The sequence below is a fragment of the Enterobacter cloacae complex sp. I2 genome, assembly GCF_014896205.1.
In the GTDB taxonomy this organism is placed as follows: Bacteria; Pseudomonadota; Gammaproteobacteria; order Enterobacterales; family Enterobacteriaceae; genus Enterobacter; species Enterobacter quasihormaechei.
Genome location: NZ_JADBRA010000003.1, coordinates 163,543 through 184,759, shown reverse-complemented (window position 1 = coordinate 184,759; position 21,217 = coordinate 163,543). Strand labels below are relative to the sequence as shown.

Below are 21,217 nucleotides of genomic sequence, written 5' to 3'. Positions count from 1 at the left end.
TCCGTTAAGCGTAAATGACTGAAACCGTAAGATTCGGTAATCATTTTTCCGAAAAATTCAGATAAATCATCATGCTACTGACCGAACTTCCGCCAGACAGCCTCCACCTTTTCCGAAAATCGTCCTGATACAGACTGTTACCCGTTACATCAGGGCTTCATTTTACAACAATCGGCGTTTCGTTTATGGCAACAAGGTCGTCACGCACCATGAAACAAAAAGCATTATGGATTAACCAGATAAAAGGCCTGTGCATCTGCCTGGTGGTAATTTACCACTCGGTGATCACCTTTTATCCTCACCTGGACGGGCTACAGCATCCGCTATCAGGCCTTCTCGCCAAATGCTGGGTCTACTTTAACCTTTACCTCGCCCCGTTCCGTATGCCGGTATTTTTCTTCATCTCCGGCTACTTGATCCGCCGATACATTGACGAGGTGAACTGGCGCACCAGTCTCGACAAGCGCATCTGGAGCATCGTCTGGGTGCTGGCGCTGTGGGGCGTACTGCAATGGCAGGCGCTGACCCATCTGAACGCCTGGCTCGCCCCCGAGCGTGAACTGGCAACCTCATCCAATGCGGCCTACGCCGATTCCGTTTCAGGGTTTGTGCTGGGAATGCTCACGGCCAGCACCAGCCTGTGGTATTTGTACGCGTTAGTGGTCTACTTCACGCTCTGTAAACTGCTGAGCCGCTGGAAACTGTCGATGCTGGGGATTCTGGCGCTGGCAAGCGTCGCCATTAATTTCCTGCCGCTGCCGTGGTGGGGAATGAACAGCGTCGTCCGCAATATGATCTACTACAGCCTCGGCGCATGGTACGGCGCGCAGCTGATGGCGTGGATGAAAGGGTTGAATCTGCGCCGCAGCTGGCTGGCACTCGTTGCCTCTGCCGCGCTGTCCGTGGTGCTGTGGTTCGCTAACGTCCCTCTGCCGCTCTCTCTGCTGTCGATCGTGGTCATCATGAAACTTTTCTACAGCATTGAGCAGCGTTATGCCGTTCACCCCAATAATCTGCTGAACGTCATCGGGTCGAACACTATCGCGATTTACACCACCCACCGCATTTTAATTGAGGCGTTTAGCCTGATCCTGATTGGCGAAATGAATGCGGCGTACTGGCCGGTCTGGGCTGAACTTGCGCTGATTCTGGTCTATCCGTTTATCAGCCTGCTCGTCTGCACGCTGGTCGGGCTGGGGGCTCGTAAGCTCTCCACCGCCCTCTTTGGCGATTTTTTCTTCTCCCCACCCGCGCGTGTTTCACCCGTGCCCGCTACCCGCTAACCTGCCCCGCCCCCATCCGGGGGCTCTTTTCCTCTTGTGCGGTTACGATTTGCTAATGCAAAACGATCGAGGATAATAAAGACATTGCGTATCAGTGATATGCCCCAATACTGTTGGTATATCCCCAAGAGACTCTGACATAGCCATGCCTGAACACTATCGTTATTCCCTGCCTGTTAAACCAGGCGATCAACGCCAGCTCGGCGAACTGACGGGCGCGGCCTGCGCGACGCTGGTGGCGGAAATTGCCGAGCGGCATCCTGGGCCGGTGGTGCTGGTTGCCCCGGACATGCAAAACGCTCTGCGCCTGCACGATGAGATCCGCCAGTTCACCGACAGCCTGGTCTTCAGCCTGGCCGACTGGGAAACGCTTCCTTACGACAGTTTCTCTCCGCACCAGGAGATTATCTCCTCGCGCCTGTCGACGCTGTACCAGCTTCCCACCATGCAGCGCGGCGTGCTGATTGTGCCGGTGAATACCCTGATGCAGCGCGTTTGCCCGCACAGCTACCTGCACGGCCACGCGCTGGTGATGAAAAAAGGCCAGCGCCTGTCGCGCGATGCCCTGCGCGTGCAGCTGGACGGCGCTGGCTATCGTCATGTCGACCAGGTGATGGAGCACGGTGAGTACGCGACGCGCGGCGCGCTGCTGGATCTCTATCCGATGGGCAGCGATCAGCCGTATCGTCTGGATTTCTTCGACGACGAGATCGACAGCCTTCGCGTGTTCGACGCCGACACTCAGCGCACGCTGGAAGAGGTGGAATCCATTAACCTGCTGCCCGCCCATGAGTTCCCGACGGATAAAACCGCCATCGAACTGTTCCGCAGCCAGTGGCGCGACAGGTTCGACGTGAAGCGCGATGCTGAACATATTTATCAGCAGGTCAGCAAGGGCACCCTGCCAGCCGGGATCGAATACTGGCAGCCGCTGTTCTTTAACGAGCCGCTGCCGGCGCTGTTCAGCTACTTCCCGGCAAACACGCTGATTGTGAATACCGGCGATATCGACGCCAGCGCCAGCCGCTTTGAAAGCGAGACGCGCGCCCGCTTTGAAAACCGGGGCGTGGACCCGATGCGTCCGCTGCTGCCGCCGGAAATGCTGTGGCTGCGTACCGATGAGCTCAACGCCGAGCTGAAACGCTGGCCGCGCATGCAGCTCAAAACCGACTCGCTTGCCGATAAGGCGGCGAACACCAATCTCGCGTTCCGGACGCTGCCCGATCTGGCCGTCCAGGCGCAGCAGAAATCCCCGCTGGATAATCTGCGCAAGTTTCTTGAGTCCTTTACCGGACCGGTGGTGTTTTCCGTTGAGAGCGAAGGTCGCCGTGAAGCGCTGGGTGAACTGCTGGGACGGATTAAGGTCGCACCAAAACGCATTCTGCGGCTGAGCGAGGCGACCGGTAACGGACGTTATCTGATGATCGGCGCCGCCGAGCACGGATTCATTGATACGCTCAATAACCTGGCATTGATTTGTGAAAGCGATCTGCTGGGCGAACGCGTGGCGCGCCGTCGTCAGGACAGCCGTCGCACCATCAACCCGGACACCTTGATCCGCAACCTGGCCGAGCTGCATCCCGGTCAGCCGATCGTGCACCTGGAACACGGTGTGGGTCGCTATCAGGGTATGACCACCCTCGAAGCCGGTGGCATCAAAGGTGAATACCTGATGCTGACCTACGCCAACGACGCCAAACTGTACGTGCCGGTGTCGTCTCTGCACCTGATCAGCCGCTACGCGGGCGGTGCCGAAGATAACGCGCCGCTGCATAAGCTGGGTGGCGACGCCTGGTCACGCGCGCGGCAGAAAGCGGCGGAAAAAGTACGCGACGTGGCCGCCGAGCTGCTGGACATTTACGCCCAGCGTGCGGCCAAAGAGGGCTATGCGTTTAAGCATGATAAAGAGCAATACCAGCTGTTCTGCGACAGCTTCCCGTTTGAAACTACGCCGGATCAGGCTCAGGCTATCAACGCGGTGCTGAGCGACATGTGCCAGCCGCTGGCGATGGACCGTTTAGTTTGCGGCGACGTGGGCTTCGGTAAAACCGAGGTGGCGATGCGCGCCGCTTTCCTGGCGGTTGAGAACAATAAGCAGGTGGCGGTGCTGGTGCCGACCACCCTTCTTGCCCAGCAGCACTTCGACAACTTCCGCGACCGCTTCGCCAACTGGCCGGTGCGTATCGAAATGTTGTCCCGCTTCCGCAGCGCCAAAGAACAGACGCAGATCCTGGAGCAGGCAACCGAAGGCAAAATTGATATCCTGATCGGTACCCACAAGCTGCTGCAAAGCGACGTGAAGTGGAAAGATCTGGGCCTGTTGATTGTCGACGAAGAGCACCGCTTTGGGGTGCGCCATAAAGAGCGCATCAAAGCGATGCGCGCCGACGTTGACATCCTGACCCTGACCGCAACGCCGATCCCGCGCACCCTGAACATGGCGATGAGCGGCATGCGCGATCTGTCGATTATTGCCACCCCGCCGGCGCGCCGTCTGGCAGTGAAAACCTTCGTGCGCGAGTATGACAATCTGGTGGTGCGCGAGGCGATCCTGCGCGAAGTGCTGCGCGGCGGCCAGGTTTACTATCTTTACAATGACGTCGAAAATATCCAGAAAGCCGCCGACAGGCTGGCAGAGCTGGTGCCGGAAGCGCGCATCGCCATCGGTCACGGCCAGATGCGCGAGCGCGAGCTGGAGCGGGTGATGAACGACTTCCACCACCAGCGCTTCAACGTGCTGGTGTGTACCACCATCATTGAAACCGGGATCGACATTCCGACGGCAAACACGATCATCATCGAGCGCGCGGATCACTTCGGTCTGGCCCAGCTGCACCAGCTGCGCGGCCGCGTCGGGCGTTCGCACCATCAGGCCTACGCGTGGCTGCTGACGCCGCATCCGAAGGCGATGACCACCGACGCGCAAAAGCGTCTTGAAGCCATCGCCTCGCTGGAAGATCTGGGTGCGGGCTTTGCGCTGGCGACGCACGACCTGGAGATCCGCGGCGCCGGTGAGCTGCTGGGTGAAGACCAGAGCGGCTCCATGGAAACCATCGGTTTCTCGCTGTATATGGAGCTTCTGGAAAATGCCGTCGACGCGCTTAAAGCCGGACGTGAACCGTCTCTGGAAGATCTCACCAGCCAGCAGACCGAAGTGGAGCTGCGCATGCCTTCCCTGCTGCCGGACGACTTTATCCCAGACGTCAACACGCGACTGTCGTTCTACAAGCGCATTGCCAGCGCGAAAAGCGAAGGCGAGCTCGAGGAGATCAAGGTCGAGCTGATTGACCGTTTCGGCATTCTGCCGGACGCGGCGCGCAACCTGCTGGATATCGCCCGGCTGCGTCAGCAGGCGCAGAAGCTGGGGATCCGCAAGCTCGAAGGCAACGAGAAAGGCGGCATGATTGAATTTGCCGAGAAGAACCACGTCGACCCGATGTGGCTGATTGGCCTGCTGCAAAAACAGCCGCAGCATTTCCGTCTTGATGGCCCGACGCGTCTGAAATTCACCCAGGATCTGACAGAGCGTAAAACACGCATGGACTGGGTGCGTAACTTTATGCGCCAGCTGGAAGAGAACGCTATCGCTTAAATGATTGCCCCCGCCAGCGTTCGGCTGGTGGGGGACAATTTACAAACTCTTTGCACTTCGCCCAATCTTCCCGACTATACATTCGCCATACTTATCATTAACGCCTTACAAAACAATAACCTTATCATTTGTATGGATTATGATAATGATGACCTCTTCGCGTTTTACCCGCTGGATCACGCTGTTTGCGCTGGCCGCAGCCGTTGCCGTTGCGCTGCCCGCGCGCGCTAATACCTGGCCTCTTCCGCCTGCCGGCAGCAACGTCGTGGGCCAGAACCGCTTCCATGTCGTTGAAAATGATGGCGGCTCGCTGGAAGCGATTGCCAAAAAATATAATGTCGGGTTCCTGGCGCTGTTGCAGGCCAACCCGGGCGTTGACCCCTATGTGCCCCGGGCCGGCAGCGTGCTGACGATTCCACTGCAAACCATTCTCCCGGACGCGCCGCGTCAGGGCATTGTGATTAATCTCGCCGAGCTGCGTCTGTATTACTACCCGCCGGGCAAGAATAAAGTCACCGTCTACCCTATCGGTATCGGCCAGCTGGGGGGCGATACGCTTACCCCGACCATGGTCACCACCGTCTCTGATAAGCGCGCCAATCCTACCTGGACGCCGACGGCAAACATTCGCGCCCGCTATAAAGCGCAAGGCATCGATCTGCCCGCTGTGGTTCCCGCTGGCCCGGACAACCCGATGGGGCACCACGCGATCCGCCTGGCGGCCTACGGTGGGGTTTATCTTCTGCATGGCACGAATGCGGATTTCGGGATCGGGATGCGCGTCAGCTCCGGCTGTATTCGTCTGCGCGATGACGACATCAAGACGCTGTACAACGTGATTACCCCTGGCACGAAAGTGAATATCATCAACACGCCGATTAAGGTGTCTGAAGAGCCGGGTGGCGTCCGTCTGGTTGAGATCCACCAGCCGCTGTCGAAAAACATCAATGACGATCCGCAGACGCTGCCTATCAATCTGAATGCGGCTATGGTGAGCTTTAAAACAAACGCCAACACCGACGGCGCGGTGATGGAGCGGGCGATGGAAGCGCGCTCGGGAATGCCGACCAACGTCACGCGGCATCATGAGGTTGCTCAACAGTCGATGTAAATCAGTCATAACGACAAACGCCCTGCATAAGCAGGGCGTTTTTTAGTGCAGTGGCATAACGGAGGGTTGCGTTACGCTTATTTGTAGATAACTGCGGTACCGTGCAGGGTGTTAGGACCGGTCACAGAGGTGATGCGGAATGATTTCGCACCCATTTCGTCAGCTTTTTGCGCCAGCTGATCTTCCAGAGAGCCCAGGTTAGTTCCGGCGGTGGCAGAGATGGTACCGACTTTCTGCTGGTCTGCTGGAGTAGACTGAACTTCAACAGCAGCGAAGCTTGCGAAAGAGAGTGAACTCAGAACGGCGGCAGCGATGAGGGTTTTAACGTTTTTCATAATTTTTTACCTTTAGCAGATGATGGTGTGGTCGTTAGTTATTTAATTAACGATCGATAGGTAAATGATAGATGTGATCCAGGTCACACGTCAACCCATTTTTATAATGACCATTAAATTAATTTGTTTTTCCTTATATTTCATAAAGATAAATTAAAATTATTTTTCAGAAATCACTGCTGGTCGTAGCAGGCATTTATTTTTATAATGATTATTCAACAAATCAACAGAGGACCAACGGCATATGACAACCGACGTCACGAGTTGCGCAAAGAAAAGCCGTGGCCGACCAAAAGTGTTCGACAGGGATGCGGCGCTCGATAAGGCCATGACGCTCTTCTGGCAGCATGGGTATGAAGCCACGTCGCTTTCCGATCTGGTGGAAGCAACCGGCGCGAAAGCCCCTACCCTCTATGCAGAGTTCACCAACAAAGAAGGCTTATTCCGGGCCGTTCTGGACAGATACATCTCGCGCTTCGCGGCAAAACATGAAGCGCAACTGTTCTGTGAAGATAAAACCGTTGAGCAGGCATTGCGGGATTATTTCTGCGCGGTTGCAACCTGCTTCACCAGTAAAGACACGCCCGCGGGCTGTTTTATGATCAACACCTCCGCCACCCTCGCCGCATCGTCTAAGGAGATAGCCAACACGGTTAAATCACGTCATGCGATGCAGGAGGAAACGCTCAGTACGTTTCTGGCTCAGCGCCAGCAGCGCGGCGAAATTCCGGCGCACTGCCGTCCGCAGGAGCTGGCCCAGTATCTGAGCTGTATTTTGCAGGGGATGTCAATCAGCGCCCGTGAAGGCGCGACGCTGGAAAAGTTGCAGGGTATTACGCAAACAACGCTGCGCCTGTGGCCAGAACTGCTTAAGCTCTGAAGCAAAAAAAAGCTCCTCAGCCTGAGCGCATGAGGAGCTAAGTTCAGAGAACATCTTTTTTACGCTTTGTTATTCAGTATCAGCTGACCATTACCGTCGAGCGGGATTTGCGTGCCAGGATCTTTATCCATGCGGATTTTCCCCTGCTGGTCGCCAATTTTGTAGGTTACGTCGTAACCCAACATTTTTTCAGACTTGTCATACACGGTTTTACAGCGCTGCTGCGTTGTGGTGTAGGTGTCGTTTTCCTGCATCGCGCCCTGCACCTGGTTACCGGCATAACCGCCACCCAGCGCACCGACCACCGTCGCGACATCCTTACCACGGCCACCGCCAAACTGATGACCAATCACCCCACCGGCAACCGCACCCAGCACGGAACCCGCAATACGGTTTTCGTCCTGAACCGGACGACGATGGGTGACAGAAACATTACGGCACTCCTGACGAGGCGTCTTGACCGTCTCTTTAATCGGTGTAGCGGAAACCACCTGCGCATACTGCGGGCCACGATCAAGTACGTTCAGACTGGCAACGGCAGCCACACCCAGCGCAGCTGCGACGCCAATCCCTATACCCGCCAACATTGATTTATTCACGGGACTTCCTCCTTTGTTGCAATTGGTAGCAATTTTGCAGCGCGCTAGGCGCTTCGCCAATAAGACAAAGGATCAAAAAATGGGGCATTGGCCTGGCATAAGGCGTGTTTAGGAGAACTCTTAAGCGTCAGGAGCGGGATGAACAGCATGATGTGCTAAAAATTCCCTCCGGCGGGCCCGGAGGGAGAGAGCAATTAGTGCAGCTTCAGGCGTGGGCGGATCACGCGGTTGATACGGCCGACCAGCATCATTAAGCCGGTTTTGAAGTAGCCGTGCAGCGCAATCTGGTGCATACGGTACAGAGAGATGTACACGAAGCGGGCGATACGCCCTTCAACCATCATGGAGCCGCGCATCAGGTTACCCATCAGGCTGCCTACGGTGGAGAAGTTGGAGAGCGACACCAGAGAGCCATGGTCTTTGTAGACATAGGCTTTCATCGGTTTGCCTTTCGCCTGCGCCAGGATGTTGTGCAGCACGAGGCTTGCCATCTGGTGTGCTGCCTGAGCGCGAGGAGGCACAAACCCGCCTTCCGGACGCGCGCAGGAGGCACAGTCACCGATGGCGAAGATGTCCGGATCGCGCGTGGTTTGCAGCGTCGGCTCGGTCACCAGCTGGTTAATGCGGTTCGTCTCCAGCCCACCGATATCCTTCATGAAATCAGGCGCTTTGATACCAGCGGCCCAGACCATCAGGTCGGCCTGGATGTACTCGCCGTCTTTGGTATGCAGACCGCCCTCATCCGCGCTGGTCACCATGGTCTGGGTCAGTACGCGCACGCCCAGCTTGGTCAGCTCGTTATGGGCAGCGCCGGAGATACGCGGCGGCAGCGCCGGCAGAATGCGTTCACCTGCTTCCACCAGCGTCACGTTCAGCGCTTCGTTAGTCAGCCCCTTGTAGCCGTAGCTGTGCAGCTGCTTAACCGCATTGTGCAACTCCGCCGATAACTCCACGCCCGTTGCCCCGCCGCCCACGATAGCAATGTTAACCTTGCCGTTGGCCCCCATGTTATTGGTGTACTTCAGGAACAGGTTAAGCATTTCCTGATGGAAACGACGCGCCTGATGCGGGTTATCCAGGAAGATGCAGTGCTCTTTCACGCCTGGCGTGTTGAAGTCATTGGACGTACTGCCCAGCGCCATCACCAGCGTGTCATAGGCCAGCTTGCGCTCAGGGACCAGCAGCTCGCCTTTGTCATCCCGCAGCTCGGCCAGCGTGATGGTTTTATTTTCACGGTTGATATCCACCACGGAGCCCAGCTGGAACTGGAAATGGTGGTTACGCGCATGCGCCAGATAGCTCAGCGCATCCACGCCCTCATCCAGCGACCCGGTCGCCACTTCGTGCAGGAGCGGCTTCCACAGGTGGCTGTGGTTACGATCCACCAGCGTAATTTTGGCTTTCTTACCGCGCCCCAGCTTCTTACCCAGCTGTGTCGCCAGCTCCAGTCCGCCAGCACCACCGCCGACAATCACTATCTTTTTCAATGGCGTAGTCAACGTGACCCCCTCAAATTATTAACCAATTGTTAATTAAAAGTTATATAAATAACCCTTAATTAACAACAGGTTACTGCGCTGAAACCATTCAGATTCATTGAGAATAGCACGTCAGGCGCATTGGTCATACCAAAATTGATATGTATCAAGTTTTGATGGTTTAAAAGTAGACAATTCCGACAAAAAAGAGGCCCGGCACGCTTTCGCGTACCGGGCCTCTATCAGGTTCAGGGAGATCAGCCCAGCGTTTTGAAGGCTTTAATACGCTGCAAATGCGGCGAGATGTTTTTGAACTTATGGGTCTGCTCTTCGTCCCAGACAATTTCGTAGTAATGATGCAGAAGCTCGGCGGCGCGGGAGCTGTTCAGCGCTTCATCGTTGCGAGAAAGGATAACCAGACAGCGATCGCGGTTCTTTTCACGGAAATTGCTCACGCATTTAGTTGCGATATCGGCGTACTCTTCCGGACGGTCAATCTTGCCTTCCATGTTCTCGTTCGGGAACAGGTTAGGATTGAAAATGACCTGGCGCATATCGCACAAAAAACCGATGCGCTCTGCCCAGTATCCCCCCAACCCTACGCCGCAAATCAGCGGGCGATCGTCGATATTAAGCTGCAACATTTTATCCACTTCTTTCAGCAGATGCTGCATGTCATGCTTCGGATGACGCGTGCTGTAGCTAATCAGCCGAACATCCGGATCGATAAACTGCAATTGCAGCACTTTCTCATGATTACCAGGACTGTTTGAGTCAAAACCGTGTAAATAGATGATCATCGTCTCACCACGCTACGCCTTTCGGGATGAATTAAAGGGCTGCTTTATGTGCCTGCCAGCGCTCGTTCAGGGCTTCGAGCCGGGCGTTTACCGCTTTCCAGCGCGCCGAGTCCATCAGCTCCTGACGACTAAATGAACCTTTATGATACAATTGTGTAACACGCTCAGCATTGATCGGCGACAGGTTATCCAGCACGCTCACCGCACCTTTACGATTATTGCAGACGAGGATCATATCGCAACCCGCATCCAGAGAAGCCTGTCCACGTTCAGCATAGCTGCCCATGATCGCCGCTCCTTCCATGGATAAATCGTCGGAGAAAATCACGCCGTTGAAGCCTAACTCCTGACGCAGCACGGTTTTCAGCCAGTGCGGAGAGCCGCTGGCCGGGCGCGGATCGACATCACTGTAGATGACGTGCGCAGGCATGATCGCATCCAGCTTGTTATCGGTAATCAGCGAGCGGAAAACAGACATATCTTTAGCGCGAATTTCTGCTTCCGGGCGCGGATCGCGCGGCGTTTCCTTATGGGAATCCGCCGTCACCGCCCCGTGGCCCGGGAAGTGTTTGCCGGTGGTTTTCATGCCCGCGTCATGCATTCCGTCTATGAAGCGCGTCGCCATTGCCAGCGCGATACGCGGATCGTCATGATACGAACGCTCACCAATTGCCGCGCTAATGTGGCCCACGTCCAGCACCGGAGCGAAGCTGATGTCGATATCCATGGCGATCATCTCGCTGGCCATCAGCCAGCCAGCGTCCTGCGCCAGTTGACCGCCCTCTTCGGTTCCCAGCAGCGCTGCGAAAGATTGCGCGGCAGGTAAACGGGTAAACCCTTCCCGGAAACGCTGTACGCGGCCACCTTCCTGATCTACCGCGACCACCAGGTGGTTGCGCGAAGCCGCGCGGATCTGGCGTACCAGCTCACGCAGCTGCGCCGGATCGTGATAATTGCGGGTGAAAAGAATCAGCCCCCCTACCAGCGGGTGCGCCAGGATTTCGCGCTCTTCCGCATCCAGCTCAAACCCCTCAACATCCAACATTACTGGACCCACACCAACCTCTCTTATCCTTTCGTTTGTAACTGGCGCCAGGCATCATCTGCCAGCGCAATAAATTGTTCGTCATCTGTTTGATGAAAGCGCATTTCAAACCAGCCCGCCATGAGCATGATTACCCACGGCCGCCAGCGCGCAACCTGCCGCGCAAGGGCGAGCGCATTCATGTTGGCGTTTCGGGCATAAGCGGCTATCAGCTGCCCGCGCGAGGCCTCGTCGGGCATCCAGACCGCGGCAAGTTCGAGCGCCACGTCACCGTCCCCGGCATATTCCCAGTCGATAAGTTTCTCGCCTGCCGCCGTATGAACGATATTCCCCGCGTGGACGTCCATATGCAGCGGTGCCAGGCGTAACGCCTGCGGCTCTCCTGCTTTACGCAGCCGCTTCAGCTGCGCCAGCCAGAATGGTGTGCGTCGTCCCGGCGCGGCCTGCTGCCAGTAGCGTTCCAGCAAGGGGAGCAACGTTACCCGCCAGCCCAGACGCGGCTGACGATGCAGATGATACAGCATGGCTGCCAGCGTCGGGGGATCGGGTAGCTCGTGTTTGATCTCACCCGCAATAAACGTCACCGCCATCCAGTCCCTGATAAAGAGATGGGGCTGCGGCGCAAGGTCGGCGGGCAGGCGCTTCAGGGCGCGGAACTGACGACGAAAATGGGAGGCAGGCGCGGCGGCATCGTGATGCTGGCGTAAAACCAGCCGATGATCACCATGCTCAATAATGCAACTCGCGCCGCCAAGCCCGACGGGGGCTTGCGGCGCGATAACACGGTACTGAGGGAAATAGCGCGTTAGGACATCATGACGCGTGCGCTTATTGTTGCGTAACGGCACCTTTACCTGACCAGATAATTTCGCCGGTCTGAACCAGCATTAACTGCATCTGCAACGACGGCGTATTCACGTTACCCGTCGCGTTAGAATAAAGGACATACTGCGCGCCAACGTTGCGGGCAATACCAATGGCTTTACTGCGCGAACCCAGGCTGTCCTGAGGCGACAGACCAAGCTGTTGCTTAGCGACCGCGAGCTGCTGGGCTGAGACCAGCGTAAATTTACCGTTGTTCGCCAGCGCATTGCGCAGCGTTTCCGTTGCTTCGCCCGCATTCAGGGAACCATTCGTACGGTTGTTCACGCTGTCCACCAGCAGCACGCTGCCGGGCGTAACGCCCTGTGCCTGCAACATTTTGCCCACCATCGGCTGCATCGCGCCGTTCCAGTCATAGTGGCGCACGCGCGGCGCAGGCTGTGCGGTATCGTCCTGATGTTCGATCGGGCCAGGCTGCGCCGGAATGGTCGGTACAGACGGCACGGTTGGCACAGGTTCCGCCGGCGTTGTGGGCTGTTCCGTCCCCGGCTTCGCCTGATCCACCGGTGCAGGTTCTTCAGTTCGCGTCACACAGCCTGCCAGAAAGAGTGCGAAGGCACTCAGGAGCGCATAACGGCTCATCGTTTTAATCAAGGTTCACCCCTTACAAATAAAGATAAAGTCTCACCTTATGTGCACCCAGATAGCTGGCGCTGCCGTAGAGCGTGACCGACGATCTTGCCGGAATGGTCACGCTGCGCGGCGCCTCAAGCGGATGCATCTCAAGACCTCTCACGTCATACCAGTAGAAGCGATAATGCACCGTCACTGGCTCTTGCCTTTCGTTATAGAGCGTAGAGGAGGCAGAAGACTGGATTTCGCTAATAGTCAGTGAAGGCTGCTCGGCCGTGATGCCCGCAGCAAGCACTGAAGACTCCATCACCAGCGTCTGTTCTTCACTGACCGGGATGGCAGGACGCGCGCTGCATCCTACCATTACCAGCGTCACGATCAGCGCTGCAATACGCCCAGTTAACATATTAAAGACCTTTATGTGCCAGCATCGGTCCCAGTGGACGTCCACCCAGCAGATGCATATGAATATGATAGACTTCCTGCCCGCCATGGCGATTGCAGTTCATGATCAAACGGTATCCGTCTTCAGCAATCCCTTCCTGCTCAGCGATTTTCGCGGCCACCGTAAGCATACGGCCTAGCGCCACTTCGTGCTCGGTTTTAACGTCATTGACGGTCGGGATGAGAATATTGGGAATAATAAGGATGTGCGTCGGCGCCTGGGGAGAAATGTCGCGGAAAGCCGTGACCAGTTCATCCTGATAGACAATATCCGACGGAATTTCGCGGCGGATAATTTTACTGAAAATCGTTTCTTCAGCCATGACCTTTTCCTTTTAAATTTAATCTGGCGTCGTGCGTCCGTTGTTAACACACATTGTCTGTTTTACTGCATGACACAACACAAGAGTATGAGCGACTTTCTCCTGTCCTTTCAACCTTCTCCCGTGATTTCTTTCCTGATTGTCCGCCATCTGGCTGAAGAGGCATCGCTTTAGGACATTTCTATTCTGAAACCTGATTTCAGTTCATCCCGAAACATCTGTTTACAGCGTTAATCACAATGCGTATATTTCGCATTTGCATTTTCATGCGCATTTTTAACATAGAAAACGACGTCAGCCCGTGCTAGCGGAGCTGTCGCGCACCACCTTCACCATTCACTAAGGGTTTGATGATGTCTTTCATTAATCACACCAGGGATGGGCAACGCCAGCCTGTCGCAACACCTTCGTTGCTGGCAGCCTGCATTGCTATGGCATTGACGCCAACCGCCGCTTTCGCTGCTTCAACCGAAGATACCGTCGTCGTTGACGGAGGTTTTGACAACACACAGGACCTGTCTGCCAGCCAGGATCAGGATTACAGCGTAAAAACCACCACTACCGGCACCAAACTGTTGCTGGTCCCTCGTGATATCCCGCAGTCCGTCAGCGTCATTAGCCAGCAGCGTATGGCTGACCAGAATCTGCAATCTATCGGCCAGGTGCTGACGAACACCACGGGCATTACGGCGCAGGTGCAGGATAGCGACCGTACCGTGTTTTACTCACGCGGATTTTTCGTCAGCAACTACGCCTATGACGACCTGCCGACGTCCATCAGTGAAGTGTGGAACTTTGGTGATACCGCCGCCGACACCGCAATTTATGACCGCATTGAAGTGGTCCGAGGCGCCACCGGCCTGATGTCCGGGACGGGCAACCCGGCGGCGTACGTTAATATGGTGCGCAAGCATGCGGACAGCCCGGAATTTAAAGGCAACGTCTCCGCCAGCTACGGCAGCTGGGACAAGCAGCGCTACGTGCTGGATCTCCAGGCGCCGCTGGTGGAGTCAGGTAAGGTGCGGGGCCGTCTTATCACCGGTTATCAGGACAACGACAGCTTCGTGGATAACTACCACTACCGGAAAAAATTCCTCTACGGCGTGATGGACGCGGATGTCACCGACAGCACGACCCTCTCGGTAGGATATGAGTATCAGGAAAGCCATACCGCCGACCCAACCTGGGGTGGCCTGCCGACCTGGTACAGCGACGGAAGTAAGACTAACTACAATCGCAGCCAGACCGTCGCACCTGACTGGGCCTATTCGGATAAAGACAGCACCCGCATCTTCGCTAACCTGACCCAGCGTTTCGATAATGGCTGGGAAGCGCACATCAACGGCATGCATGCTGAAACCAACTTTGACTCTAAGCTGATGTATATGTCCGGCTATCCGGATAAAGAGACCGGCGCGGGCCTGGTGGGTTACGGCGGCTGGAACCGCGGGGAACGTAAACAGGATGCGGTCGACGCCTTCCTGCGCGGCGGCTTCGATCTCTTTGGTCGTCAGCATGAAATGATGTTCGGCGGCAGCTTCAGTCGTCAGCGCAACCATTACGACAATACCATGCCGGATGCGGTATACGGCATGGTTGACGTCGGCAACTTTAAGAACTGGAACGGGAACATTGCCGATCCGCAGTGGACCCCGTGGAAGCTCTACAGCAAAGATGATATTCATCAGTCTTCAGCCTATTCCTCCGCGCGTTTCTCGCTGGCCGACCCGCTGCACCTGATTCTGGGCGCGCGCTACACCAGTTATAACATTCGCTATAATCCGGCAGGTTCCCCGAACACCCGTCTGGAAAGTACCGAAGATGACGTAACGCCGTACGCGGGCCTGGTGTATGACATTAATGAGGACTGGTCGACCTACGTCAGCTATACCTCCATCTTCCAGCCGCAGGATAAGCGCGACGCCAGCGGACGTTATCTCGACCCTACCACGGGCAAAAGCTATGAAGCGGGCGTGAAGGCCGACTGGTTTAATACCCGCCTCACCACCTCGCTGGCGATTTTCCGCATTGAGCAGGATAACGTCGCAAGCAACACCTATACCTACATGCCGAGCGGTGAGTCGATTTATGAATCGCTGGACGGCGTGGTCAGCAAAGGCGTTGAATTCGAGCTCAACGGTGCCCTGACCGATAACTGGCAGCTGACCTTCGGCGCGACGCGTTACATTGCTGAAGATAAAAATGGCAACGCCGTCAGTTCCGATCAGCCGCGCACGACCATGAAGCTGTTCACCCGTTATCAGCTGCCCATGCTGCCGGCGCTGACCGTGGGCGGTGGTGTAAACTGGCAGAACAAGGTATGGACGGACGTGGAAGGCGGTCCGGCAGGACGTTCCCGCGCGGAGCAAGGCAGCTATGGGCTGGTGAACCTGTTCAGCCGCTATCAGGTCACCAAAGACTTTGCCGTTCAGGCTAACGTCAACAACCTGTTCGACAAAGAGTATTACGACTACGTCGGATCGTATGTGGTGTATGGCGCACCGCTGAACGTTTCGGTGAGCGCGAGCTACGACTTCTGAGTTTAAGCCTGGTGGCGCTACGCTTACCGGGCCTACCCCTCATCCAGGACCGGTCAGGCGTAGCCGCCACCCCGCACCACAAACCGCAGCAATAAAAAAGGCAGCCATTCGGCTGCCTTAGTCTCCCCAGGTCACAGCTTAGTTGTTGCGGATGTACTCATCCATTTCGGTTTTCAGGTTATCGGATTTTGTTCCGAAGATTGCCTGAACACCAGAACCTGCAACAACGACGCCCGCTGCGCCCAGTTTTTTCAGACCCGGCTGGTCTACTTTCGCCACGTCGGCAACGCTCACACGCAGACGAGTGATACACGCGTCCAGGTTAGTGATGTTTTCTTTACCGCCGAAGGCCGCAACCAGTGCAGGTGCCATTTCGCTGGTCGCACCGGCTTTGCTGTCTTCAGTTGCATCTTCACGACCCGGAGTTTTCAGGTCCAGTGCTTTGATCAGCACGCGGAAGACGGTGTAGTACACCACTGCGTAGCCCGCACCCACGATTGGGAACAGCCACAGCTTGCTGCTGTTACCGGACAGAACGATGAAGTCGATCAGGCCGTGAGAGAAGGACGTACCGTCACGCATACCCAGCAGGATACAGATTGGGAATGCCAGACCTGCCAGTACCGCGTGGATGATGTACAGGATCGGCGCAACGAACATGAAGGAGAACTCGATCGGCTCGGTGATACCGGTCAGGAACGAGGTCAGCGCTGCGGAGATCATGATACCGCCCACTTTTGCACGGTTCTCTGGTTTAGCAGAGTGCCAGATAGCAATCGCAGCGGCTGGCAGACCGTACATTTTGAACAGGAAGCCACCAGACAGTTTACCTGCCGTTGGGTCGCCCGCCATGTAGCGTGGGATGTCACCGTGGAACACCTGACCTGCTGCGTTGGTGTATTCACCAATCTGCATCTGGAATGGAACGTTCCAGATGTGGTGCAGACCAAATGGTACCAGGCAGCGCTCAATGAAGCCGTAGATACCGAACGCCACAACCGGGTTCTGGTAAGCCGCCCACTGAGAGAAGGTCTGGATAGCCGTACCGATTGGTGGCCAGATGAAGGACAGGACCACACCGGTGAAAATCGCGGCCAGACCCGAAATGATCGGCACAAAACGTTTACCCGCGAAGAAGCCCAGATACTCAGGCAGCTTGATGCGATAGAAGCGGTTAAACATGTACGCTGCAATCGCACCGGAGATGATACCACCGAGAACACCGGTGTCTGCCAGGTGCTTAGCGGCAATCTCTTCAGCAGGTAAATGCAGGACCAGCGGCGCAACCACAGCCATGGTTTTCACCATGATGCCGTAAGCAACAACGGACGCCAGAGCGGATACACCGTCGTTATTGGTGAAGCCCAGCGCAACACCGATAGCGAAGATCAGCGGCATGTTAGCAAAAACAGAACCGCCTGCTTCGGCCATTACGTGGGAAACTACGGCTGGCAGCCAGCTGAAGTTTGCAGAACCGACGCCCAGCAGGATACCTGCGATAGGCAGTACGGATACTGGCAGCATCAGCGATTTACCGACCTTTTGCAGGTTAGCAAATGCATTCTTAAACATAATTGAGAGTGCTCCTGAGTATTTGTGCTTTTTTTACGCTTTCACGCATTGGCCCGGGGGGAGTACCGCGCCGTGGACAGGACATCTAAGCGCCCTTTATTTATTACACAGAGTAAAATAATTCCCTCTGAGTTTGTTTGACGGCTATCACGTTTCAGTTCAAGACGACCAAAAAACTTGCAGATATTTACATAAAGCATGTCTGGATGTGTCTAAAAACGCCATCACCGCCCTGAATGAGGCGGTGAACTTTACTCGTTTTGCTTATTAATTACGAGCCTAAAAAAAAACAGGCGTATCAGACAGATTGCAGGCGGGCGGGGTCGATATGGAACAGGCTGGCGAAGTTTTCCGTGGTCACGCGAGCCAGCTCGTCAATACTGACACCTTTCAGAACGGCCATATACTCAGCAACGTCACGGGTCATCGCCGGCTGGTTCTCTTTGCCGCGATGAGGCACCGGCGCCAGGTACGGGGAATCGGTTTCCACCAGAATACGATCCAGCGGAACATAGCGCGCGGCATCACGCAGCTGTTCAGCATTACGGAACGTAACGATCCCCGAAAACGAGATATAAAAGCCTAAATCAAGCAGCTTACCCGCCGTTTCTCTGTCTTCTGTGAAACAGTGTAGTACGCCACCGCAATCCGTCACCTTTTCTTCCCGCAGGATCTCCAGCGTGTCGGCGCGTGCGTCGCGGGTATGAACGATAACCGGCTTATTCAGTTCACGGCCAATACGGATATGGTTGCGGAAGGATTCCTGCTGACGAGGTTTCGTCTCTGGCGTGTAGAAGTAGTCGAGGCCGGTCTCGCCCATCGCCACGACGCCCTCTTCTGCGGCAAGGCGGCGTAAATCCTCAACCTCGTACGCTTCATCCTGATTCAGCGGATGCACGCCGCAGGAGAAGACAACGTTGTTACGCTCGCCAACCAGTTCACGCATGGTGCGGTAGCCCGGCAGCGTGGTCGCCACGGCCAGGCAAAATTTCACATCGCGCTCGGCGGCTTTCGCCAGCACGTCGTCCACATTTTTATGCAGGGATTGATAATCCAGGCCATCAAGATGGCAGTGTGAGTCGACTAAAAACATAATGTCTCTCTCAGAGGTGGGAAACCGGCGGTATAACACCCGGTTGCAGGTAGTGTTCGATACGCAGTAACTGGTCAGTCAGTAAAAGCTCGCGATTAAGACCCGTTACCGTCAAAAGTTGTTCACGACTCTGGCAGATATCATGAAGGATAGCGTGCAGCGACGACCCGGACAGGCGATTCGCCAGCGTGGTGACCAGCGTCCACACGTCAGGGTTAGTCAGAAGCGTCGCCCCTTGCTGGATTTTGAGCGCATCCAGCAGCAGTGCGGCCAGCCAGTGGAGCCGTTCCGGAGCCTGATCGCTGTTCAGCGCTGGCAGGACGCTCAGCCAGTCATGGTTATCGAGGGCTGATTCAACCGCACGACAAAGCGTTTCACGCTGGGACCACACCTCCGGCTGCAATAAGGCCAGCGCAGCCGCAGGCGCACCGCTGCACAGGCGCAACGCCGAGAGCGCCGCATCCTGTGACACCGTCACTTCACGCTCCAGCCAGGCGAGCGCCCACGACTCCTGGGGGGCTGCAAGGTGGTGAAGACGGCAGCGGCTACGCAGCGTCGCCAGCAGTCGGCCCGGCTCGCGGCAGGAGAGGAAAAACCAGGTATTCTCTGGCGGCTCTTCCAGCGTTTTTAACAGCGCGTTGGCAGCGGCTTCCGTGAGCAGCGCGGCGTCCTTCAGCCACACCACTTTCGCCCCTCCCAGACGCGCATATTCGTACAGTTTCTCACTGACCTCACGCACCGCGTCGATGCCGAGCGTATTTTTGCCCTTCTCGGGTTCGAGGGTGTAATAGTCAGGATGCGTGCCCGCCTGCATGAGCTGGCAGCCACGGCATTTGCCGCAGCTTTTATGCCCTTCCGGCTGTTGGCACATCAGAAAGCGCGTGATGGCGTAGATCAACGCATCATCGCCCATGCCCGGCAGGGTCTGGATCAGTAACGCATGATGCCCCCGACCAACCTGATAGCTGTTGATCAGCTGTTCAAAGTGCGGGCGCAACCATGGATACCATTTCATGCCTGCTGCTCCTGTACCCACTGCGTAACGGTCTGCTGAATATCACGCGTCACGTTATCCAGGGATTGCGTCGCGTCGATGGTACGAATGGTACTGTCCTGTCCGGCCAGTTCCAGATAACGCGCGCGGGTGCGGTTAAAGAAGTCAAAAGATTCCTGTTCAATTCGGTCCAGCTCGCCGCGCGCCCGGGCGCGCTTCAGGCCCACCTCAGGGGTCACGTCGAGATACAGCGTCAGGTCAGGACGGAAATCGCCCAGAACCGCGTCGCGAAGCGTAGCCAGCATAGCCTGATCGATACCTCGGCCACCGCCCTGATACGCCTGGGTTGAGAGATCGTGGCGATCGCCAATTACCCATTTCCCTTCTGCCAGCGCGGGCTTGATCACCGTCTCCACCAGCTGAACGCGCGCTGCATAGAACATCAGCACTTCCGCTTTGTCGGTAATAACTTCATCGCCGACGGATTTGATATCCAGAACCAGACTGCGCAGTTTTTCCGCCAGCTGCGTACCGCCCGGCTCGCGGGTGAAGACCATGTCGGCGACGCCAAGCGATGTCAGCGTATCAACCACCACGTTACGGGCGGTGGTTTTTCCCGCCCCTTCGAGTCCCTCAATGACAATGTATTTACTGCGCATTTTTTTCCTTAAGTGCCTTCAGATAGTCCTGAACAGAGCGATTATGGCTGGCCAGGTTGGTGTTAAAGGTATGCCCCCCTTTTCCATCAGCCACAAAATAGAGATACGGTGTCCTGGCCGGGTGCGCGGCAGCCTTCAACGAGGCTTCACCTGGTGTTGCGATCGGTCCAGGCGGCAAACCGCTAATGACGTAGGTATTATACGCCGTTGGCGTCTCCAGATCTTTTCTGGAAATCTTGCCGCTGTAGTTTTCGCCCATGCCGTAGATGACGGTAGGATCGGTCTGCAAACGCATGCCGATGCGCAAACGGTTAATAAACACCGAGGCAACCTGATCGCGTTCGGCAGCGACGGCCGTCTCTTTCTCGATGATAGAGGCCATCGTCATGAACTGGTTTTGATCTTTATACGGCAGGCCTTCAGCTCGCCCTTTCCAGGCAGACTCTACCGCCGCGACCATTTTGTTGTGCGCGCGCTTCAGGATTGCCACGTCCGTTGTGCCTGCCGTGTACATCCAGGTGTCGGGCCAGAACCAGCCTTCGATCCACTCGGGATGGTCGAATTTTAAGGCTTCCGCAACCGTCTGGTAGCGATCATCCTTGAGCGTATGCTTGATATACGGCGCGTCGCGCAGCTGCCTGAGGTAATCGCTCAGACGCATACCCTCAACAAAACGCAGCGGGAACTGGGCTTCTTTACCACTCTCCAGCAGTTGCAGCATCTCGCGCACGGTCATGCCAGGGGTAAAGCGATAGGTCCCGGCCTTAAAGTGGGACAGTTCAGGCTCAATACGCAGCAGCCACTGGAAGACACGTGGGCGGTTGATGATTTTGTCGCCATACAGCTGCTGACCAAGCGCCTGCCGCCCGGTACCCGCTTTCAGGGTAAAAATCGTCTCGTCTTTAATCAGGATCTTGCTGTCCGCCAGCTGACGGACTTTCCACACTCCCGCTCCGCCGGCAATACCGAACGCAACGATAAGAAGGAGGACAAAGCGTAACATTTTCTTCATGA

At 56.1% G+C, this 21,217-nt stretch carries 19 protein-coding genes; 5 read left to right on the top strand and 14 right to left on the bottom strand.

What is annotated here, in order from left to right; translation table 11 throughout:
• The first annotated feature begins 209 nt into the window (after positions 1 to 209).
• From IM300_RS03895 to IM300_RS03885, 3 genes are all read left to right on the top strand, one after another.
• Complete coding sequence (locus IM300_RS03895) at positions 210 to 1,283, top strand: acyltransferase family protein (protein WP_107535130.1); 1,074 nt, start codon at positions 210 to 212, stop codon at positions 1,281 to 1,283.
• Between the two features lie 145 nt (positions 1,284 to 1,428).
• On the top strand, positions 1,429 to 4,875 hold the full coding sequence (gene mfd, locus IM300_RS03890; protein ID WP_102749694.1) for a transcription-repair coupling factor: 3,447 nt from the start codon (positions 1,429 to 1,431) through the stop codon (positions 4,873 to 4,875).
• 145 nt (positions 4,876 to 5,020) lie between these two features.
• On the top strand, positions 5,021 to 5,986 hold the full coding sequence (locus IM300_RS03885; protein WP_193035374.1) for a L,D-transpeptidase family protein: 966 nt from the start codon (positions 5,021 to 5,023) through the stop codon (positions 5,984 to 5,986).
• Positions 5,987 to 6,063: 77 nt separating this feature from the next.
• Here IM300_RS03885 and bhsA read toward each other — a convergent pair whose 3' ends face one another.
• Entirely contained in the window at positions 6,064 to 6,321 is a 258-nt protein-coding gene (bhsA, locus tag IM300_RS03880; protein WP_006809234.1) for a multiple stress resistance protein BhsA, read from the bottom strand.
• A gap of 244 nt (positions 6,322 to 6,565) precedes the next feature.
• On the opposite strand from bhsA, the gene IM300_RS03875 reads away from it, so the two are divergent.
• Positions 6,566 to 7,201 carry a TetR/AcrR family transcriptional regulator gene (locus IM300_RS03875; RefSeq protein ID WP_063866378.1) on the top strand — a complete coding sequence of 212 codons (636 nt, stop codon included), beginning with the start codon at positions 6,566 to 6,568 and terminating at the stop codon, positions 7,199 to 7,201.
• A gap of 59 nt (positions 7,202 to 7,260) precedes the next feature.
• Here the strand turns inward: IM300_RS03875 and IM300_RS03870 are convergent, their stop codons facing one another.
• The 8 genes from IM300_RS03870 to hinT form a co-directional block, all read right to left on the bottom strand.
• The gene (locus tag IM300_RS03870) at positions 7,261 to 7,800 is read right to left on the bottom strand and encodes a glycine zipper 2TM domain-containing protein (RefSeq protein ID WP_074160888.1); all 540 of its coding nucleotides are present in this window, start codon (positions 7,798 to 7,800) and stop codon (positions 7,261 to 7,263) included.
• A 194-nt stretch (positions 7,801 to 7,994) separates the two neighbouring features.
• Positions 7,995 to 9,299: an NAD(P)/FAD-dependent oxidoreductase gene (locus tag IM300_RS03865; protein ID WP_107535128.1), complete on the bottom strand. Its 1,305-nt coding sequence runs from the start codon at positions 9,297 to 9,299 to the stop codon at positions 7,995 to 7,997.
• Between the two features lie 236 nt (positions 9,300 to 9,535).
• Entirely contained in the window at positions 9,536 to 10,078 is a 543-nt protein-coding gene (gene ycfP, locus IM300_RS03860) for an alpha/beta hydrolase YcfP (RefSeq protein WP_032624474.1), read from the bottom strand.
• 31 nt (positions 10,079 to 10,109) lie between these two features.
• Entirely contained in the window at positions 10,110 to 11,135 is a 1,026-nt protein-coding gene (gene nagZ / locus IM300_RS03855; protein ID WP_193035372.1) for a beta-N-acetylhexosaminidase, read from the bottom strand.
• Between the two features lie 11 nt (positions 11,136 to 11,146).
• Positions 11,147 to 11,971, bottom strand: coding sequence for a thiamine kinase (thiK, locus tag IM300_RS03850; RefSeq protein ID WP_193035370.1), 825 nt, complete (start codon positions 11,969 to 11,971; stop codon positions 11,147 to 11,149).
• On the bottom strand, positions 11,952 to 12,596 hold the full coding sequence (gene lpoB, locus IM300_RS03845; protein ID WP_102749776.1) for a penicillin-binding protein activator LpoB: 645 nt from the start codon (positions 12,594 to 12,596) through the stop codon (positions 11,952 to 11,954). Before lpoB ends, thiK begins: the two co-directional genes overlap by 20 nt.
• Positions 12,597 to 12,609: 13 nt before the next feature.
• Positions 12,610 to 12,984 (bottom strand): YcfL family protein, encoded by a 375-nt coding sequence (locus IM300_RS03840; RefSeq protein ID WP_148385660.1) that lies wholly within the window; start codon positions 12,982 to 12,984, stop codon positions 12,610 to 12,612.
• 1 nt (position 12,985) lies between these two features.
• Entirely contained in the window at positions 12,986 to 13,345 is a 360-nt protein-coding gene (gene hinT / locus IM300_RS03835) for a purine nucleoside phosphoramidase (protein WP_006809243.1), read from the bottom strand.
• Positions 13,346 to 13,698: 353 nt separating this feature from the next.
• On the opposite strand from hinT, the gene fhuE reads away from it, so the two are divergent.
• Complete coding sequence (gene fhuE / locus IM300_RS03830; RefSeq protein ID WP_193035452.1) at positions 13,699 to 15,885, top strand: ferric-rhodotorulic acid/ferric-coprogen receptor FhuE; 2,187 nt, start codon at positions 13,699 to 13,701, stop codon at positions 15,883 to 15,885.
• A 138-nt stretch (positions 15,886 to 16,023) separates the two neighbouring features.
• Here the strand turns inward: fhuE and ptsG are convergent, their stop codons facing one another.
• The 5 genes from ptsG to yceG all read right to left on the bottom strand — a co-directional run bounded on the left by ptsG (position 16,024) and on the right by yceG (position 21,215).
• Positions 16,024 to 17,457, bottom strand: a complete 1,434-nt coding sequence (gene ptsG, locus IM300_RS03825) for a PTS glucose transporter subunit IIBC (RefSeq protein ID WP_003857942.1) — start codon at positions 17,455 to 17,457, stop codon at positions 16,024 to 16,026.
• Positions 17,458 to 17,755: 298 nt separating this feature from the next.
• A complete protein-coding gene (locus tag IM300_RS03820; protein WP_063449058.1) occupies positions 17,756 to 18,550 on the bottom strand; it encodes a metal-dependent hydrolase in 795 nt (264 codons plus the stop codon).
• 10 nt (positions 18,551 to 18,560) lie between these two features.
• Positions 18,561 to 19,565, bottom strand: coding sequence for a DNA polymerase III subunit delta' (gene holB, locus IM300_RS03815; RefSeq protein WP_063866370.1), 1,005 nt, complete (start codon positions 19,563 to 19,565; stop codon positions 18,561 to 18,563).
• Positions 19,562 to 20,203 (bottom strand): dTMP kinase, encoded by a 642-nt coding sequence (tmk, locus tag IM300_RS03810; RefSeq protein ID WP_193032926.1) that lies wholly within the window; start codon positions 20,201 to 20,203, stop codon positions 19,562 to 19,564. Before tmk ends, holB begins: the two co-directional genes overlap by 4 nt.
• Positions 20,193 to 21,215 carry a cell division protein YceG gene (yceG, locus tag IM300_RS03805; RefSeq protein WP_102749687.1) on the bottom strand — a complete coding sequence of 341 codons (1,023 nt, stop codon included), beginning with the start codon at positions 21,213 to 21,215 and terminating at the stop codon, positions 20,193 to 20,195. Before yceG ends, tmk begins: the two co-directional genes overlap by 11 nt.
• Positions 21,216 to 21,217: the final 2 nt, after the last annotated feature.

Coding starts and splice junctions, on each gene's coding strand:
- yceG (WP_102749687.1), bottom strand. CDS start 21,215: ATGAAGAAAATGTTACGCTTTGTCCTCCTTCTTATCGTTGCGTTCGGT.
- mfd (WP_102749694.1), top strand. CDS start 1,429: ATGCCTGAACACTATCGTTATTCCCTGCCTGTTAAACCAGGCGATCAA.
- tmk (WP_193032926.1), bottom strand. CDS start 20,203: ATGCGCAGTAAATACATTGTCATTGAGGGACTCGAAGGGGCGGGAAAA.
- IM300_RS03840 (WP_148385660.1), bottom strand. CDS start 12,984: ATGTTAACTGGGCGTATTGCAGCGCTGATCGTGACGCTGGTAATGGTA.
- IM300_RS03820 (WP_063449058.1), bottom strand. CDS start 18,550: ATGTTTTTAGTCGACTCACACTGCCATCTTGATGGCCTGGATTATCAA.
- ptsG (WP_003857942.1), bottom strand. CDS start 17,457: ATGTTTAAGAATGCATTTGCTAACCTGCAAAAGGTCGGTAAATCGCTG.
- holB (WP_063866370.1), bottom strand. CDS start 19,565: ATGAAATGGTATCCATGGTTGCGCCCGCACTTTGAACAGCTGATCAAC.
- hinT (WP_006809243.1), bottom strand. CDS start 13,345: ATGGCTGAAGAAACGATTTTCAGTAAAATTATCCGCCGCGAAATTCCG.
- IM300_RS03885 (WP_193035374.1), top strand. CDS start 5,021: ATGATGACCTCTTCGCGTTTTACCCGCTGGATCACGCTGTTTGCGCTG.
- IM300_RS03875 (WP_063866378.1), top strand. CDS start 6,566: ATGACAACCGACGTCACGAGTTGCGCAAAGAAAAGCCGTGGCCGACCA.
- fhuE (WP_193035452.1), top strand. CDS start 13,699: ATGTCTTTCATTAATCACACCAGGGATGGGCAACGCCAGCCTGTCGCA.
- IM300_RS03895 (WP_107535130.1), top strand. CDS start 210: ATGAAACAAAAAGCATTATGGATTAACCAGATAAAAGGCCTGTGCATC.
- bhsA (WP_006809234.1), bottom strand. CDS start 6,321: ATGAAAAACGTTAAAACCCTCATCGCTGCCGCCGTTCTGAGTTCACTC.
- ycfP (WP_032624474.1), bottom strand. CDS start 10,078: ATGATCATCTATTTACACGGTTTTGACTCAAACAGTCCTGGTAATCAT.